Below are 16,160 nucleotides of genomic sequence, written 5' to 3' on the forward strand. Positions count from 1 at the left end.
TCCCCGCTCATAAGCGGGAGGCACTATCGCCGACTAATAGCGGTAGCTCAGCGAGAGTGTGACCATACGCCCATTGCCCTGCGTATACTCCGCATCGCGTGCTACGAGCTGAGACTGGATGGGGTAATAGGTAGTATTCAGCAGGTTCTCGACACCGAGCCCCACCGTGAAGGCACCGAGACGATAAGCCCCCTGGAGGGAGAGCAGCGAGATGGGCTTGACCACCCCTTCACCCTCGGCGTATTGGCTCTCCATCGTAGTAGGATTCGTCTTGGGAGCAAAGCGATCACGGCTACCCGTATGCAGAGCAAAGAGACGTAGCGATAGATCCTTGATGGGACGATAGCTGACGTGAGCCGTGAGCTTGAGCGGAGGAATAGACTGCCCCGACATATAGCCATTCCACGAGCCATCAGCGAGACGCTTACGCCCCTCCAGAGCGGAGAAGGTCGCACCCAGTGAGAGCTTCGGACTCAGCGTAGCTTCTGCACTCAGCTCCATACCATAGATACGCTGTGGAGAGCGGTCAACTACCCAGAAGCCATTCTGACTGATGAGATCACTCCCCAGAGCTGCATAAGTATAGTAGAAGGCCCCCTGCAGGTCTAAGCGCGTACCTTCCCCGAAGAGATCGGAAAGATGCGAATAGAAGCCTGCCTCATAATTGTGCGTACGCACTGGATCGGTCTCGATCTTCGAGAGTGCATCCGCCTTAGCCGAGCGAAGGGTACGCCCGAGGTCATAGATAGAGAAGCCCTCAGAGTAAGAGACAAAGGGCTGGAAGGCCTTGAGCCCGTTGTACGTCGCGCCCACATTGAGCGAGAGGTTGCGGTAGCCGAGCGTACCTCCAGCGACCTGCACGAGGGGATCCGTCTTCTTGGCACGCAGGACGGTATAGTCAGGGACGTGGACATCGATCCAGTCGTAGCGCGCTCCAGCCTTGACAGTCAGCAGGTCAGACAGCACCGCCTTACCCTGCACGAAGGGAGCATAGTTCACCGAAGTCATCTTAGGCACCCAGTAGCGACCATCGACCAGAGGCTGACTTGTCTGATCTAAGAGGAAGTCCGCCCCATAGAGCAGCTGAAGATTCAGCTGTGACGAAGGGGTGAGACGTGAAAGGAGCTGAGCACGCGCCCCCCCCTGCGACGCCTTGGTAACCGCCTGACCGCTGGTCTCTTCCCAGCGCGGACTCTTCGGATTGTGCTTGCGATAGTCAGCGACCGACTTGATGCTGCGCCCGAAGAGCGAGACTTCGAGGTCAGTCTGAGCGAAGACTTCGCGAGAGCTTAGCTTGAGATACGCATTATGGTTGTAGGGCAGACCCTCAGGCATCGCTTCAGCAGGCTGGGTCCCTGGGACGCCGATACGAGGCGAGACCAAGTACTTCCCGCCCGAAGCCACTAAAGGACCATCCTGCTCTGTGCGGAAGAAGTTGTACATCAGCTCCAGCTGCGTACGGTCGTTGAAGCGGTAGCCTAACTTCGCCAAAGTGTTGATCGTACGCGTATCTCCGAGCCCATAGCGAGGCGAGAGATAGACGCCATTGGCGGCAATAGCCGATCCCGTATGCTGGTAGACACCATCGACGAGGTAACTCAAGGAGCCAGCCTGCCCGTAGACTTGCTGCGAGAGACGATAGCCCGCCGTCTTCTCTGAGCTCTTGAAGAAATTGTGATCCGTATAGCTCAGCTGAGACTGCCCGCCGAAGGGACGTTTCTCTTTATTCTGCTTGGTGACAATGTTGATAATCCCCCCGTTGGCACCATTACCGAAGATGGCGGTAGCCCCCTTGATAACCTCGATACGCTCTACCGCAGCAGGGTCGATGGAGCGGAGGTCACGACTCGTGGCTCGCAGGGGCGTAGACTGGGGGATACCGTCAATAAGGACGAGGATGCTACGCCCACGCAGGGTGTTGTAGCGCTCGTTCACATTGTTGCCCGTAGGAGGCACTCCAGGGATGAAGTAGCCAACGATAGCCTGCATATCAGGCAAGATCTGGCTCATCTCCCGAATATCTCGCTCGGGAATAATCGTGATACTTGCAGCGGCGCGCTGCTTGATCTCCGGTATACGTGAGCCTACTACGACGACGTCCTGGAGCTCGTGATCGGGTTGCTGTGTCCCGTGCACACTGGGACTCTGTGCCATAGCCAAGAAGCTGTGACAGCCGAGGCCAAGCGTAAGGAGTAACTTACGATGAATCATTCTATTTACGATGAATCATTCTATTTATATGATAAGTAGGCCCCCCCTACTCAATCCACGAGCAGAGGAGCCACTTCTTGCCTCATCAAGAGGGCGATACAAAGGTACATCACGGCTGAGGCAAATGAGTCCTATTGATGAAAAATAGCTATATATAGGTAGTCATCGAGACGTGCGGCGATCCTTTTCTACTCTATTTTTATGAGTCGGCGCCCTCCTCTCCTGACGTCCACAAACGAACCTATATAGGTCAGCCCTCCAAGCTATATAGGTCACCGCGTCGACCTATATAGGTTCACCCACCGACCAATAGTGGTTTGAAGCACCCCCTTATAGGAGACTGTCGCCACGAGTCTTGTACTCTATTTGGAATGCTAAGGCATCGCACGCCCAGCTCTCCGATATACCTCTCCGAAGTGATACACAAACCCTTCGCCTTATCGCGAGTATTCCTCTTATTCAGCGGAAGGAAAAGCATCTTTCTCGTGAAGGAAAAAGCACCTTCCCGTAGTGGTATTCTTCTATCTATGTACGTAGTCTTAAAGACCAGGCACGTAAATCCAAATATCCACGTACGTAGATTTATCGTCCACGTACGTAGCCCAAACTTATCTGCCACTCGTCCACAACTTTTATCCCTACGAGGAGCAACATCCTCATATAGGTCACGTCACAAAGCTATATAGGAAGCAGTCCAAAGCTATATAGCTCTACCCCACACATCCATATACCTATATATTGGATCGACAGGTAAAGGGGATGCAGGAACAATTATCCCCACGTGAGCGTTATGAAGGAACATTCGCTACGAAGCCATTTTATCCATACATATATATACGTGTGCTCCTATGAGTAAAATCAAGCGCCGCCTTATGACACTCCTCATTGCCCTCGGTATCATCGTCGCCGTCCTCTTCGGCGTCGGCTACCTCATCCTCCACAGCCCCTCCTTCGGGGCGCTCCCCTCGGGTGCACGACTGGAGCGCATCCAGCACTCGCCGAACTATCGTGACGGGCGCTTCCAAAATCGCTACCCCATGCCCCAAGCTATGCAGACCAGCTCTATGGGCGATCGCATCAAGATCCTCTGGAAGTTCCTCTTCGACCGCCCCGATAATATCCGCCCTGTCGATAGCATCCCCGTGGTGCGTCACGACCTGAAGAAGCTTGACCGCTCGGAGGACCTCATCGTATGGTTCGGCCACTCGGGCTATCTCCTGCAGATGGACGGCGTGCGCTACCTCATCGATCCCGTCTTCGTCGAGGGCGCACCCTTCGGCATCTCCAACGCCTTCTTCAAGGGCACGCAGGTCTTCGACGTCACTGACCTCCCCGAGATCGACTACCTCGTCATCAGCCACGACCACTGGGATCATCTCGACTACCACGTAGCTAAGGAGCTGCAGAGCCGTGTGCGCAAGGTCTACACGGGACTTGGCGTCGGGGCGCACCTCGAGCGCTGGGGCTACCGTCCCGACCAGATCGTAGAGCTGGACTGGGGCGAAAGCAGTCCGACGGCAGAGGGTGGGCGCATACACTGCCTCCCCACGCAGCACTTCTCAGGCCGAGGGCTCACACATGCCCAGTCACTGTGGGCTTCCTTCGTCCTGCAAGGCCCGAAGCACTCGGTCTACGTCGGTGGTGATGGTGGCTTCGGTCCACACTATGCCGAGATCGGGAAGCAGTTCCCCCAGCTGGATCTAGCCATCCTCGAGAACGGGCAGTACAACAAGGAGAACTGGAGCGGCATCCACATGCTCCCCGAGCACCTCGGCGAGACGATGCACGCCCTCGGCGCTAAGCGCTTCCTCACGGTGCATCATGCGAAGTTCGCTCTGGCGATGCACCCCTGGAAGGAGCCCCTGCAGAACGCAAAGCGCCTGCGCGATGAGAAGGGCTTCCCTATCCTGATGCCTCGCCTTGGCGACGTCGTCCACTACACCGACAGCACCTTCACCACCGACGACTGGTGGGAGAAGCTCGACTAATCCCCACAAAACAGAAAGGCCTCGGGGCACCCCTCTCCACCGAAGTGGAGGGAGGTGCCCCGAGGCTTTTTCGCGCGAAGTAGTCGCCAGGACTACGCCACGATTAGAAGGTGTACTTCACACCGACCTGAGCTCTCCAGCGAGAGTCGATGTCGGAGTAATCCCAAGGCGTGCTGCGGTGGTGCGTGAAGCTGTAGACTGGACTACCCGAAGCAGCGTTGGAGATCGCGATGGGGGTAATGTTGTCGTACTGGATGTATGGGCTCATACCCCAGCCACGATTCAGCAGGTTGCCGAGGTTGATGATATCGGCATTGAGCTGGAGCGTGTGACGACGACCACCGATGTTGAGGAAGAAGTCCTGAGCGAAGTGGAGGTCGAACTTGTGGACAAACTCAGACATGAAGGCATTGCGAGGAGCGATGCGGCCACGCTGCTGAGCGAGGTCACCGCTGCTGGCGATGAACTGCTCGAAGCTGTCTGCCATCTCCTTGTTGGCCTGAGCCTGGCGGAGAGCACGGTCAGCAGGAGATTCGCCGGGCTTGTTAGCGATCGTAGCGGTGAAGTAGCCGTTAGCGACTTCGTCCTTCGTGGGGATGTAAGCGAGGTCATTGCGCAGACCGGGGATCGTACGAGCGTCGCCGTTGGCGTCACCGTAGTAGAGGATCGAGTAGCGACCACCCGACTGGCCGTTGTAGATGATACCGATGGTCGTAGCGAAGTGCTTAGCATACTCTACGCGGTAGTTGAGCTGACCGATGATGCGGTGACGCATATCGAAGTTGGAGTAAGACAGCTCCTCGCCGTTGATATCACTCGAGTAGTTGTAGCCCCAGTTCGAAGCAGCCTGCGAGCTCGTACCGTCGTTGCCAGCCTTAGCCTCACCGAAGGTATAGGCGATCGAAGCATCAAGGCCGTGGCCGAAGTCCTTCGCCAGCGTAGCGGTGAGGTTGTAGCTATAGCCGAGGTTGTTGCTCGAGAGGAGGATCAGATTCGTGTACTGCTGAGCAAGCGCAGCATCGATCTTGTAGACAGGACGGACCTGACCATGGCCATGGTCGAGCGTACCGTTGTCACGGAGGAGGAGGTTGCGGTAGCGTACGCTATTGAGGTTGCGCGTGTACATCCCTTCGAGCGAAGCACGGAAACCACCGGGGAGCTTAGCATCGAAGGCGAGGTTCGAGCGCCATACCTGAGGATAGCGGAAGTTCGTACCGACCATATCGATCTCAGTCGTCTTACCAGGCTGCGTGAACTGATGGTTGACATCAGCGTTGAAGCGCAGGGTGGGGACGTTCGTACCGAGGACAGCCGTACGGAGGTATTCCATACCGCTATTGGAGAAGCTATTGGAGATCCATACGAAGGGCACACGACCGGTGAAGATACCCGTACCCCCACGGATGACGTAGCGACTATCAGCGTCGACATCGTAGCGGAAGCCTACACGTGGCGAGAAGAGCGGACGGATAGGAGGCAGGTAGTTGTTCGTGACACCGTATTCCTTAGCGACAGCAGAGCTATTGAAGTCGGGGTTAGCCGTAGGACGGTCGAGGAAGAAGGGCATATCGACACGCAGACCGTAAGTCAGGCGGAGGTGATCGGTAGCCTTCCACTCATCCTGAGCGTAGAAGCCCAGCTGACCAGCGCGGAAGCGGGGAGCCCAGCGAGCGTCGCCCGTACGAGAGACGTCAGCAGCAGAGTAGCCGTAAGACTTAGGAGCTACCTCATTAGCCGTACCGATAGCGAGGAAGTCATCGAGCGTGGAGTACTCATAGTTCCCGTAGTAGTTCGTGAGGTAGAGGTTACGCATGCGGAAGAGCTCGTTGTGAGTACCGAAGGTCAGCGTGTGGTTGCCGAGTGCGAGCGTCAGGTTATCCGTCAGAGAGAAGATATCCTGATCGAGTTCGTTAGCAGGCGTATCCTTGTCGACCCCAGCGAGGACCTGATAGCGAGCCTTGCCAGCCGTACCATTGATGAGGACGAAGGGGAAGGCACCACCGAGGTAGGTGCGCTTGTCGCGGATACCGCTGTAGCTGACACGAGCTTCGTTGGAGAGCTTGTCGGTGAGCTTAGAGTTCAGCTCAGCGACGATGGTATTGGTGACGCTGTGCTTGTGGTAACCGTTGTTGTAGAAGCGCAGGCGCGTAGGAGAGTTCGAGAAGTTGTAGGGCTTATCGTTGATGTGGCTGTAGCGCAGCGTGAGGCGATGAGCGGAGTTGATGTTCCAGTCAAGGCGGACCAGCCCCTTGAAAGTTTCGCTGGGGATGTCCTGCGTAGCGTAGCTGCCACCATTGTAGCCGAGGCTCGTGAGCTTGTCAGCGATCTTCTTAGCATCTTCCTCGGGGACGACAGAGCCGTTGCCAGGGGTGAAGGTCGAGGGACGGATACCCTTGACGTACTCACCGTTGGCGAAGAAGAAGAGCTTGTCGCGGAGGATAGGACCACCGAGCGTGAAGCCGACGGTGTTCTCATACTGCTTGTCGAGAGCCTTGCGGGTCTTGACGTCCTTACCAGCAGTCGTGCCGAAGAAGTCCTGGTTGTAGTAGTAGTCGTAGACCGAGCCGTGGAAGGTGTTGGTACCCGACTTCGTGATAGCGTTCATACCGCCACCCGTGAAGCCCGACTGACGGACGTCGAAGGGAGCGATGACGACCTGCAGAGCGTCGATAGCTTCGAGGGAGATAGCATTCTTACCCGAGGTACCGAGACCGAAGACGTCGTTATTGACAGCACCGTCGATCTGGAAGCTATTGAAGCGGCTGTTAGCCCCAGCGAAGGAGCCACTACCGTTAGCCTGAGGCGTGAGCTTAGCGATGTCCATAATGCTACGCGATACGGTAGGGACACGCTCGATGTTCTTACGAGAGAAGGCTGATCCAGCGCCAGTCTTCTGAGAGTTGAACTTGTTACCCTTAGCCCCCGTGACGACGACCGTGGTGAGCTGCTTGGTATCGTCCTTCATCTCGATGTTGAAGGTCTCCGTCTCACCGAGAGCGAGGTTGACGTTCTCGATCTTCGCAGACTGATAGCCGATATAGGAGATAGTGAGGGTGTAGGGACCACCTGGGCGCATACCTACGATGCTGAAGTTCCCCTTGGCGTTAGTGATAGCGCCGTAGGTCGTACCGGTAGGCAGGTGCTTGGCGACAACGCTGGCGCCGATAAGAGTCTCCTTGGTAGTAGGGTCGGTGATCGTACCGTTGATCGCCGAGGTCGTCACCTGGGCCCATACGGCTGGGGTGGCGAAGGCAAAGAGAGCCAGTACCAAGAGACGAAGTAAATACTTCTTCATACGCTTTGTTTGTACAGGTGGCTGTGACGGCCGTCACAGCCAGAGGACTAAGTGTGAGTGATGGATAAAGGTGGATAAGACGACAAAGAAGCGGACGCCCACCGCATCACCCCACATAAGTGAGGTAATGGGTAGGCGTCCGCTATTTCTTTATCGGAGACATCTCTTACGAGGATGCAGCGGTCGACTATTCTGCAGCAGCTTCTTCCTGAGCAGGAGCCTCTTCGGCTTCAGCGGGAGCTTCAGCAGCAGCCTTAGCTTCAGCTTCGGCGAGCTTCTTAGCAGCTACAGCAGCAGCCTTGGCCTTGTTGGCAGCCTGTTCGGCTTCCAGAGCAGCCTTAGCAGCGTTAGCCTTGTCCTTAGCCAGGGTCTCACGGATAGAGCCAAGGGCACCATCCTTCTTAGACTTCCATGCTTCGAACTTAGCGTCAGCGGCCTGCTGGTCGAATGCGCCCTTAGCGACACCACCGAGGAGGTGCTTCTTCAGGAGAACGCCTTCGTGAGAGAGGATGCTACGAGCCGTGTCGGTAGGCTGTGCACCAGTCGTGAGCCAATACAGAGCGCGCTCGAAGTCCAAATCTACTGTGGCAGGATTGGTGTTGGGGTTGTACGTACCAATCTTCTCAATAAACTTGCCATCTCGTGGCGCTCTACTGTCAGCGACGACGATCTTATAGAAGGCATAAGCCTTGCGACCGTGGCGCTGTAAACGGATTTTCGTTGCCATTTAAATCGGTAAAATTGTTAGAACCTTCTGCTTCGTTGCATTAGATCGGGTGCAAAGATACGGAATAAAACCATACCACCTATCTTCCGCTCTAATAAAGAAATAGGCACGCCCCTCATCAGATGAGGGGTGTGCCTATTATATAGGTGTACGGGGCCTTAGTTGGCAGGCGCAGCTGCGGGAGCAGGAGCTTCCGTGGCAGGAGCGGGAGCTGCTGCAGGAGCACCCTGCTGAGGAGCAGCACCACCACCGAGGGCGGGCAGAGCCGTAGGAGCAGCACCCTTAGCGGCATTCTGCTCGAGGACCTGCTGCGTCTTAGAATCAGCATCCGCACCCGTGCCAAGGAAGTGCGTCGAGGCGATGCAGAGCACGGCTACGATACCGAAGAGCCACCAAGTAGCCTTCTCCAGTACGTCGGTAGTCTTACGGACCCCCATGATGTTATTCGTCGAAGCAAAGGGTGAAGCCAGGCCACCGCCCTTAGACTTCTGTACGATCACCAGCAGCACCAGTGAGATGGATGCTATCAGGATCAGTACCGTGAGTAGGTAGAACATGTCTTATACTAATTTGTGGTTTTATTATTCTCTATCAGGCGCTCCAGGAAGCGTATCTGGTCTGCAAAGAAACGATTTTTCTCTGGATAATTCAAACTGAGAGAGCGGATAATCCTCAGTGCCTTATCGTAATGCTGCTGCTGAATATAGATCTTAGAGAGGGTCTCCGAGAGGAGTTCTTCAGCGGCAGGCTCCTCTGCCGATGGGGCTACAGACGGGGCTACGTTCGGGGTGCGTGGCTCGAGAAGCTCGGAGAGTCCCTCCGCGGGAAGTGGCTCTGCCGTCTCGCCAGCGAAGTAGTCTTGACTCTCCCCCACCCCCTCATAGTGGAGCACTTCGGGGAGGTCTTCGCCTGAGGAGCGTGCGCCATCGAGGAAGTGATCAATGAGGTCGAAGGCATCAGCTTCGGCAGGCACATCGGGTGTCGCTGCGACGAAGGCGGGGCGATTCCCCTCGACGAGGCGGAAGAGTTGCTCCCGATCGGGCAGGAGCACAGAGAGACGACGCAGCTCTGAGGCATAGCGCACGTCTCCCGTCAGCGAGAGATTATATAGGTAGAGGAAGGCGAAGGGTGCGCAGTAGGGATAGGACTCATAGAGCGCACGGATCGGCTCGAGCGTCTCGGCGGTGAGGCGCTTGGGATCAGCCAAGTAGCTATAGAGTTCGTCGCGTGTCATCTACCAGTTCTCTACCGTAGCATTATAGATCTGCTTCAAGAGGTCGTCCATGATCTCACGCAGCAGGTCGTCCTGCACAGCGACGAAGGGCTGGCTACGTGGGAAGTCGCGGTAAGCCTTGAAGCTACGCTCGAAGCTCTCCTTCTCATTCACATGGTTGACATACTTCACCTGCACCGTCACGGTGAAGACCGTACGCTCGGCGAAGTTATCCTGACTGACGGCCATAGGCGTCAGATCGTAGCCCGTGATCGTGCAGTAAAGCTCGAGGTCACCCGCCTGCGGGACGAGGGAGAGGCGCGTACGGCTCTCGTAGTAGTCCTTGATCTTCTCGGTGAAGCTGGAGGCGAGGATGGGGTTGACGATGGGCGCCTTATTGATGACCTCACCGATGGTGATGGTCTTGAGCTGGGTGTAGTCGAGCGCACCACCATTGGGGCTGTAGCGGATGCTGCAGCCTGCGATGACGAGGACGAGCGCCCCGATGAGGGCGAAGGCACGGCGGTGGAGCTTATTCTTCCAGTCCATATTCCTTGATTTTGCGGTAGAGGGTACGCTCGGAGATCTTGAGATCCTGGGCAGCACGACGACGACGTCCATCGTGGCGAATGAGTGCGGCCTGTATCAAGCTACGCTCTGCCTCCTCGAGCGAGAGGGGCTGCTCCTCGAAGTCTGAGACCTCGGCATGATGGCCCGTAGCGTGCGGGGTAGCAGGGATCTCGATGACATCCTCCACGGGAGCATAGCCCGAGGGACTCGAGAGGACATTGCGGTAGTCATCACGGCCAGCGAGCGTCGTGGGGTGCGCGCTGGGGGTATGCACCTCGGCGGGGGTGTAGTCGCCGTGAGCCTTGGGCTGAGCGACTGGCACCTCACCACGCATAATCCCGGCGATGAGATTCTTCATCTCCGCCATATCCTTCTTCATATCGAAGAGCACCTGATAGAGGATCTCACGCTCGTTGGCGAAGGACGTAGCGTCCTCACCGAGCACGGCCTGCTGGCGAAGAGCAGGGTGATAGTCTACGCCCAGATCCCGTGGCAGGTAGCGCGAGACAGTCTCTGCCGTCACGGTGCGCTCCTCCTCGAGGACGCTGATGCGGTCGGTGAAGTTGCGCAGCTCACGGATATTCCCTGGCCAGCGATAGCCCTCGAGGAGCTTAGCAGCCTCGGGCGTCAGGCGCAGGGGAGGCATATGGTAGCGCTCGGCACTCATCGAAGCGAAGAGGCGGAAGAGCAGGGGGATATCCTGCACACGGCTACGCAAGGGTGGCACCTCGATGGGCACGGTATTGAGACGGAAGAGGAGGTCTTCGCGGAAGCGACCACGCTCGACAGCCTCCTGCAGGTTCACATTCGTCGCAGCGACGATGCGCACATCGGTCTTCTGGGCTTGGCTTGCCCCGACGGGGATGAATTCCCCCGTCTCGAGGACACGCAGGAGACGGGCCTGCGTCGAGAGGGGAAGTTCCCCTACTTCGTCGAGGAAGATCGTACCGCCCGAGGCTTCCTGGAAGTACCCCTTGCGGTCGGTGATAGCGCCCGTGAACGAGCCCTTCAGGTGACCGAAGAGCTCGGAGTCGATGGTGCCCTCAGGGATAGCCCCACAGTTCACAGCGATATAAGGGCCGTGCTTGCGGATACTATTCTGATGGATGATCTTCGGGAAGCTCTCCTTCCCGACACCACTCTCACCGATGACCAGCACCGACATATCGGTGGGCGCCACCTGCACTGCCGTGCGGATAGCGTGGTCGAGTAGAGGGCTTGTGCCGATGATACCGAAGCGGTGCTTGATCTGCTGAATATCTACATTCATCTTCCGTCTGTCATTTTGTCGCACAAAGATACATAAGTTCGAGGACTATCAGGACTCACAAGGCGGGGGTACAACGAGGCCTCCGCATCACACTCCGATATACCTCTCCGAAGTGATACACAAGCCCTTCGCCTTATCGCAAATATCCCTCTTATTCAGCGGAGGAAAAAGTACCATTCTTATGAAGAAAAAAGCACCTTCACGTAGTGGTATTCTTCTATCTATGCACGTAGTCTTAAAGACCAGGCACGTAAATCCAAATATCCACGTACGTAGATATTAGAGCTACGTACGTAGTCCAAACTTATTTGCCACTCATCCATAACTTTTATCCCTACGCGGAGCAACAACCTAAATATAGGTTGCTTCACAAAGCTATATAGGTCAACCCGCGGACCAATATAGGTTTATATCTCTACCCTCTACGGGTATGTATTGCTCCCTTCGCACAAGAGCACACATACAAGCAAAGCAAAAAACCACCCTTCCCACGAAAAGGCAGACAGCTTCACACGTTTACCCCTCACCACACGCCCTTTCTCTACATTATTATAATAAGTGCGAGCAAAGCGCCACACAACCCGCTGACAGCCTGCTATTCAAGGGCCTCACTACCCCCTTGCTGAGAACGAAAAAGCTGTAACTTTGCCCTAAAGTTTAATACACCTTATTAGTAACGACATCATACTATGGCTACTTCAGGCAAGGACTTTCGCCTTGAAAGTGACCTGATCGGCGAACGCCAGATCAGCAATGAGCACCTCTACGGTGTGCAGACCCTCCGTGGGATAGAAAACTTCAACATCAGCAACTTCCACCTCTGCGACTACCCCCTCTTCATCCACGGGCTCGCATGGACCAAGGAAGCTGCCGCTATCGCTAACCACCGCCTTGGCCTTCTCACCGACCAGCAGAAGGACGCTATCGTCCAGGCTTGCCACGAGCTCCTCGAAGGCAAGCACCACCAGCACTTCCCCGTCGACATGATCCAGGGGGGCGCAGGTACGACGACGAACATGAACGCCAACGAGGTCATCTGCAACCGCGCACTCGAGATCATGGGTCACGAGAAGGGTGAGTTCAAGTACCTCTCTCCTAACGACCACGTAAACGGCTCGCAGTCGACCAACGACGCGTACCCCACGGCTATCCACCTCGGTCTCTACGCTTCGCACCTCAAGCTCCGCCCCCACTTCATCCAGCTCATCGAAGCTCTCGAGAAGAAGTCTAAGGAGTTCGCACACGTCGTCAAGATGGGTCGTACACAGCTCCAGGACGCTGTGCCCATGACGCTCGGCCAGACCTTCGGTGGCTTCGCTTCGATCCTCCGCCACGAGATCGCTAACCTCGACTACGCTGCTCACCAGTTCCTCGCTATCAACATGGGGGCTACGGCTATCGGTACGGGTATCTCTTCTGAGCCCGAATACGCTGGCTACTGCACCGAAGCTATGGCGAAGATCACGGGCTGGGATATCACCCTCACTGAAGACCTCGTCGGCGCTACCAGCGACACGAGCGAAATGGTCGGCTACAGCTCTGCTCTGCGCCGCATCGCTATCAAGGTCAACAAGATCTGTAATGACCTGCGCCTCCTCTCCAGCGGTCCTCGCTGCGGTCTCGGCGAAATCAACCTCCCTGCTATGCAGCCAGGCTCCTCGATCATGCCCGGTAAGGTGAACCCCGTCATCCCCGAAGTCATGAGCCAGGTATGCTACAAGGTCATGGGTAACGACCTCTGCGTCACCATGGCTGGCGACGCTTCGCAGATGGAGCTCAACGCTATGGAGCCCGTCATGGCACAGTGCTGCTTCGAGTCCATCGACCTCCTGATCAATGGCTTCGACACGCTCCGCACGCTCTGCATCGACGGTATCACGGCCAACGAAGACAAGTGCCGCGACAACGTCCGCAATAGCATCGGTATCGTCACCGCCCTCAACCCCATCATCGGCTACAAGAACTCTACGAAGATCGCTAAGGAAGCTCTCGAGACGGGTCGTGGTGTCTATGACCTCATCATCGAGCACGGTATCCTCTCTCAGGAAGACCTCGATACGGTACTCGCTCCTGAGAACATGATCAAGCCCGTTCGTCTCGGCATCAAGGCCAAGAAGTAATCCACGCCTGACCGACACGACTGAGCACGCTCAGCACTAAGCATAGTAGCCCCAACTCCCTTACCCAATGTAGGCAAGGAGTTGGGGCTACTTCGTTTATCTCTACGAAACCAAGGGAAGCTACCGCCTCCCTCCCCAACTTCCCTCCCCGCTCACAGCACCGACATCCCTCTTATGCGCCAGCTCGCTCCCACCCAATACGCCCTCTTCTCGCTCGCCCTGCTCCTCACCGCAGTGCTTCCTATGAAGGCTCATCGCCGCGTCATTCAGCTCCCCTCCTTCGGCCCACGCAAGGGGAAGCAGATCAACGCCACGCCCGTCTTCCGCAAGCTCCTCGAGGGCTTACACCCCGACCTCGAGAAGGGAAGCGACACACTGGAGCTACGCTTTCGCCCTGGGCGCTACCACTTCACCCGCGAGGGAGCCGTAGAGCACGAGTACTTCATCTCCAATCACGACCACGCAGGGAGCCGTCCGATAGGCCTTCTCCTCCGAGGCTGGCGCCACGTCATCGTAAGGGGCGAGGGGAGCGAACTGCTCTTCGAAGACCGCATGCTTCCCATCGTCCTCGACAGCTGTCAGGGCGTCGAGCTCCGAGGCCTCACCATCGACTTCACCAATCCGCAGATCTCACAGCTGCATATCCTACACTCCGACACCGCGCGCGGTATCGTCTTCACCCCCGCCCCTTGGGTCAAGTGGCGCATCACGGACAAGGGACAGCTGGAAACCTACGGCACGAGTTGGCGCTCTACACCCGACCATGGTCTCGCCTTTGACCCGAAGACGCGTGAGCTCCTCTACCGCACCTCCGACATGCTCCTCCCGAATAAAGACATCCGTCAGCTCGCTCCGCGCGAGGCTGCCGCCATGGGTGTCACGGGCAAGCATACGAGGCCGCTTCTCTATGCTCCCCACTGGAAGGACTCCCACCTCCCCGCAGGGACGGTCTTCGCCGCCCGCACCGGCTACCGCCCCCAGCCCGCTATCTTCATCACCGAGAGCCGGGATATTCGCCTTGAGGATATGAACATCCACTTCGCCGAGGGCATGGGCGTCCTCACCCAGAACTCCCGCGACATCACGCTGGAGCGCTTCCACGTCCAGCTCCGCCCCCGCGGTGGACGCTACTTCACCACCCAAGCCGATGCCACGCACTTCGTCGCCTGTGAGGGGAAGATCTCCGTACAGCACTGCCGCTTTGAGAACATGATGGACGACGCGCTGAACGTCCATGGCGTCTACCTCAAGGTCACAGCACGTGAGGGTAAGCACACGCTCGTCGGGCGCTTCATGCACGAGCAGGCCTTTGGCTACACGTGGGCCATGCCTGGTGACTCGGTGCGTCTGGTCACCTCGCGCGATATCCAGGGGCTAGAAGGCTCCTTCCACGTACGCTCCATTAGCCCAGCTGATGGCGAGCAACTCAAGGGCGCACGCGAGCTGCGCATCACCTTCGACGAGGAGCTACCCGCAGACTACACGCCCGAGCGACAGATCAGCATGGAGAACCTCACCCGCACGCCGAGCGTCGACTTCTCCCACAACCTCGTGCGGCACAACCGCGCCCGAGGCATCCTCATCAATACGCCCCGCCCCGTCCTCATCGAGGACAACACCTTCGACCACGTCAGCGGCTCGGCGATCCTCTTCAGCACGGACAATAACATGTGGTACGAGTCGGGGCAGACGCGTGAGGTCACGATCCGCCGCAACCTCTTCCAAGACGTACTGACGAGCCTCTACCAGTTCACCAGCGCAGTCATCAGCATCCACCCCATCATCCCCGAGCTCGCCTCACAGCGCCACCCCTTCTATGGGCAGGGGCCGAAGAGCATCCGCATCGAGGACAACATCTTCCGCACCTTCGACACGCCGCTCCTGCACGCCATCAGCACCGACGGTATCCTGTGGCGTGGCAATAAGATCGAGCCGACGACGAGCTACCCAAAGTTCCACCCCAATCAGAAGCGCTTCCTCCTCGAGGGCTGTCGAAACATAGATATCGAGGGGAGCGACCTCACCGAGTAGCCCTTCATAAGGAGGGGCATTCACCCACACATAGACAAAAAGCAAGAGCCACGACCAGAGGATCCCTGGTCGTGGCTCTTGCCAATAATTTGAGTTTAATGATAGTTCGCTAATTCGCTTGGCGTCGGATCTACGGCTACGACGACCCCGTGATCATCCACAAGGTAGGTGTGTAGTCCGTCGAGGAGTCCTGCACTTGCCATATAGCGGCTACGCTCCGTGGGGGCGATGTAGCGCTGGTCCTCTTGATCCACTTGGTCGAGGGAGATCGTCTGTGACCAGACAGCATCGTCGGTATCAAGCGAGATGGCTTGGTAGTCGATAGCCGTCTGTGCCTTACCAGCGAAGTAATGATCCCATACCACATTCGCTGCGCGACTGGTAGCATCATAGGCTGCCCAGAAGTGGATGAGACGATAGCGCTGTGCTGACTCCGTGGTGGAGGCACGACCTTCCGCGTCCAGAGACTTCATTTCCGGTAGCACGTCACCCACACGCAGACCACCCGAGGAGGGCTGGGAGGGAAGGCTTGCTGAGGTCGCTCCTAAGAGCACCACGCCCGCCAGTGCGCCGAAAAGAATTCCTTTCAACGTCATAAAATTTGGTTTAGGTACAACATACCTTCAGCGACTCGCTCCATAGCTCGAGACAGGCCCCGAGATCAGGATAAAGACGAAGAAGGTCCCCGGCTTTCGGGTCTGTAGGCCACCGTCTGAGGCACCGCTTGTGCTCCCT

11 protein-coding genes are annotated in these 16,160 nt (G+C 57.0%); 3 read left to right on the forward strand and 8 right to left on the reverse strand.

Annotated elements, in window-relative coordinates; translation table 11 throughout:
- Window positions 1-33: 33 nt before the first annotated feature.
- Complete coding sequence (locus KO088_RS07365) at window positions 34-2,211, reverse strand: TonB-dependent receptor (RefSeq protein ID WP_215494203.1); 2,178 nt, start codon at window positions 2,209-2,211, stop codon at window positions 34-36.
- Window positions 2,212-3,059: 848 nt separating this feature from the next.
- Between KO088_RS07365 and KO088_RS07370 the strand changes: the two genes are divergently transcribed.
- The gene (locus KO088_RS07370; RefSeq protein ID WP_215494204.1) at window positions 3,060-4,199 is read left to right on the forward strand and encodes an MBL fold metallo-hydrolase; all 1,140 of its coding nucleotides are present in this window, start codon (window positions 3,060-3,062) and stop codon (window positions 4,197-4,199) included.
- 103 nt (window positions 4,200-4,302) lie between these two features.
- Here KO088_RS07370 and KO088_RS07375 read toward each other — a convergent pair whose 3' ends face one another.
- The 6 genes from KO088_RS07375 to KO088_RS07400 form a co-directional block, all read right to left on the reverse strand.
- Window positions 4,303-7,494 (reverse strand): TonB-dependent receptor, encoded by a 3,192-nt coding sequence (locus KO088_RS07375; RefSeq protein ID WP_215494205.1) that lies wholly within the window; start codon window positions 7,492-7,494, stop codon window positions 4,303-4,305.
- Between the two features lie 187 nt (window positions 7,495-7,681).
- Entirely contained in the window at window positions 7,682-8,221 is a 540-nt protein-coding gene (locus tag KO088_RS07380; RefSeq protein ID WP_009433396.1) for a 30S ribosomal protein S16, read from the reverse strand.
- A 158-nt stretch (window positions 8,222-8,379) separates the two neighbouring features.
- On the reverse strand, window positions 8,380-8,778 hold the full coding sequence (gene secG / locus KO088_RS07385; RefSeq protein ID WP_215494206.1) for a preprotein translocase subunit SecG: 399 nt from the start codon (window positions 8,776-8,778) through the stop codon (window positions 8,380-8,382).
- A gap of 8 nt (window positions 8,779-8,786) precedes the next feature.
- Entirely contained in the window at window positions 8,787-9,455 is a 669-nt protein-coding gene (locus KO088_RS07390; protein WP_215494207.1) for a DUF8458 domain-containing protein, read from the reverse strand.
- Window positions 9,456-9,983, reverse strand: coding sequence for an LPS assembly lipoprotein LptE (gene lptE / locus KO088_RS07395; RefSeq protein WP_009433402.1), 528 nt, complete (start codon window positions 9,981-9,983; stop codon window positions 9,456-9,458).
- Window positions 9,967-11,274, reverse strand: coding sequence for a sigma-54-dependent transcriptional regulator (locus tag KO088_RS07400; protein WP_215494208.1), 1,308 nt, complete (start codon window positions 11,272-11,274; stop codon window positions 9,967-9,969). Before KO088_RS07400 ends, lptE begins: the two co-directional genes overlap by 17 nt.
- Before the next feature lie 689 nt (window positions 11,275-11,963).
- Here KO088_RS07400 and KO088_RS07405 point away from each other — a divergent pair.
- Complete coding sequence (locus tag KO088_RS07405) at window positions 11,964-13,394, forward strand: aspartate ammonia-lyase (protein ID WP_215494209.1); 1,431 nt, start codon at window positions 11,964-11,966, stop codon at window positions 13,392-13,394.
- A gap of 174 nt (window positions 13,395-13,568) precedes the next feature.
- Window positions 13,569-15,425 carry an alpha-1,3-galactosidase B gene (locus KO088_RS07410; RefSeq protein WP_215494210.1) on the forward strand — a complete coding sequence of 619 codons (1,857 nt, stop codon included), beginning with the start codon at window positions 13,569-13,571 and terminating at the stop codon, window positions 15,423-15,425.
- Window positions 15,426-15,520: 95 nt separating this feature from the next.
- Here KO088_RS07410 and KO088_RS07415 read toward each other — a convergent pair whose 3' ends face one another.
- Window positions 15,521-16,015: a cell division protein ZapE gene (locus KO088_RS07415; RefSeq protein WP_215494211.1), complete on the reverse strand. Its 495-nt coding sequence runs from the start codon at window positions 16,013-16,015 to the stop codon at window positions 15,521-15,523.
- Between the last annotated feature and the right edge of the window lie 145 nt (window positions 16,016-16,160).

The sequence above is a fragment of the Porphyromonas bobii genome, assembly GCF_943169685.1.
Taxonomy (GTDB): Bacteria; Bacteroidota; Bacteroidia; order Bacteroidales; family Porphyromonadaceae; genus Porphyromonas; species Porphyromonas pasteri.

What these genes read in the sequence shown, in the direction of transcription:
- KO088_RS07365 (WP_215494203.1), bottom strand. Translation starts at nt 2,211, where the DNA reads ATGATTCATCGTAAGTTACTCCTTACGCTTGGCCTCGGCTGTCACAGC.
- KO088_RS07375 (WP_215494205.1), bottom strand. Translation starts at nt 7,494, where the DNA reads ATGAAGAAGTATTTACTTCGTCTCTTGGTACTGGCTCTCTTTGCCTTC.
- secG (WP_215494206.1), bottom strand. Translation starts at nt 8,778, where the DNA reads ATGTTCTACCTACTCACGGTACTGATCCTGATAGCATCCATCTCACTG.
- lptE (WP_009433402.1), bottom strand. Translation starts at nt 9,983, where the DNA reads ATGGACTGGAAGAATAAGCTCCACCGCCGTGCCTTCGCCCTCATCGGG.
- KO088_RS07410 (WP_215494210.1), top strand. Translation starts at nt 13,569, where the DNA reads ATGCGCCAGCTCGCTCCCACCCAATACGCCCTCTTCTCGCTCGCCCTG.
- KO088_RS07370 (WP_215494204.1), top strand. Translation starts at nt 3,060, where the DNA reads ATGAGTAAAATCAAGCGCCGCCTTATGACACTCCTCATTGCCCTCGGT.
- KO088_RS07380 (WP_009433396.1), bottom strand. Translation starts at nt 8,221, where the DNA reads ATGGCAACGAAAATCCGTTTACAGCGCCACGGTCGCAAGGCTTATGCC.
- KO088_RS07390 (WP_215494207.1), bottom strand. Translation starts at nt 9,455, where the DNA reads ATGACACGCGACGAACTCTATAGCTACTTGGCTGATCCCAAGCGCCTC.
- KO088_RS07405 (WP_215494209.1), top strand. Translation starts at nt 11,964, where the DNA reads ATGGCTACTTCAGGCAAGGACTTTCGCCTTGAAAGTGACCTGATCGGC.
- KO088_RS07400 (WP_215494208.1), bottom strand. Translation starts at nt 11,274, where the DNA reads ATGAATGTAGATATTCAGCAGATCAAGCACCGCTTCGGTATCATCGGC.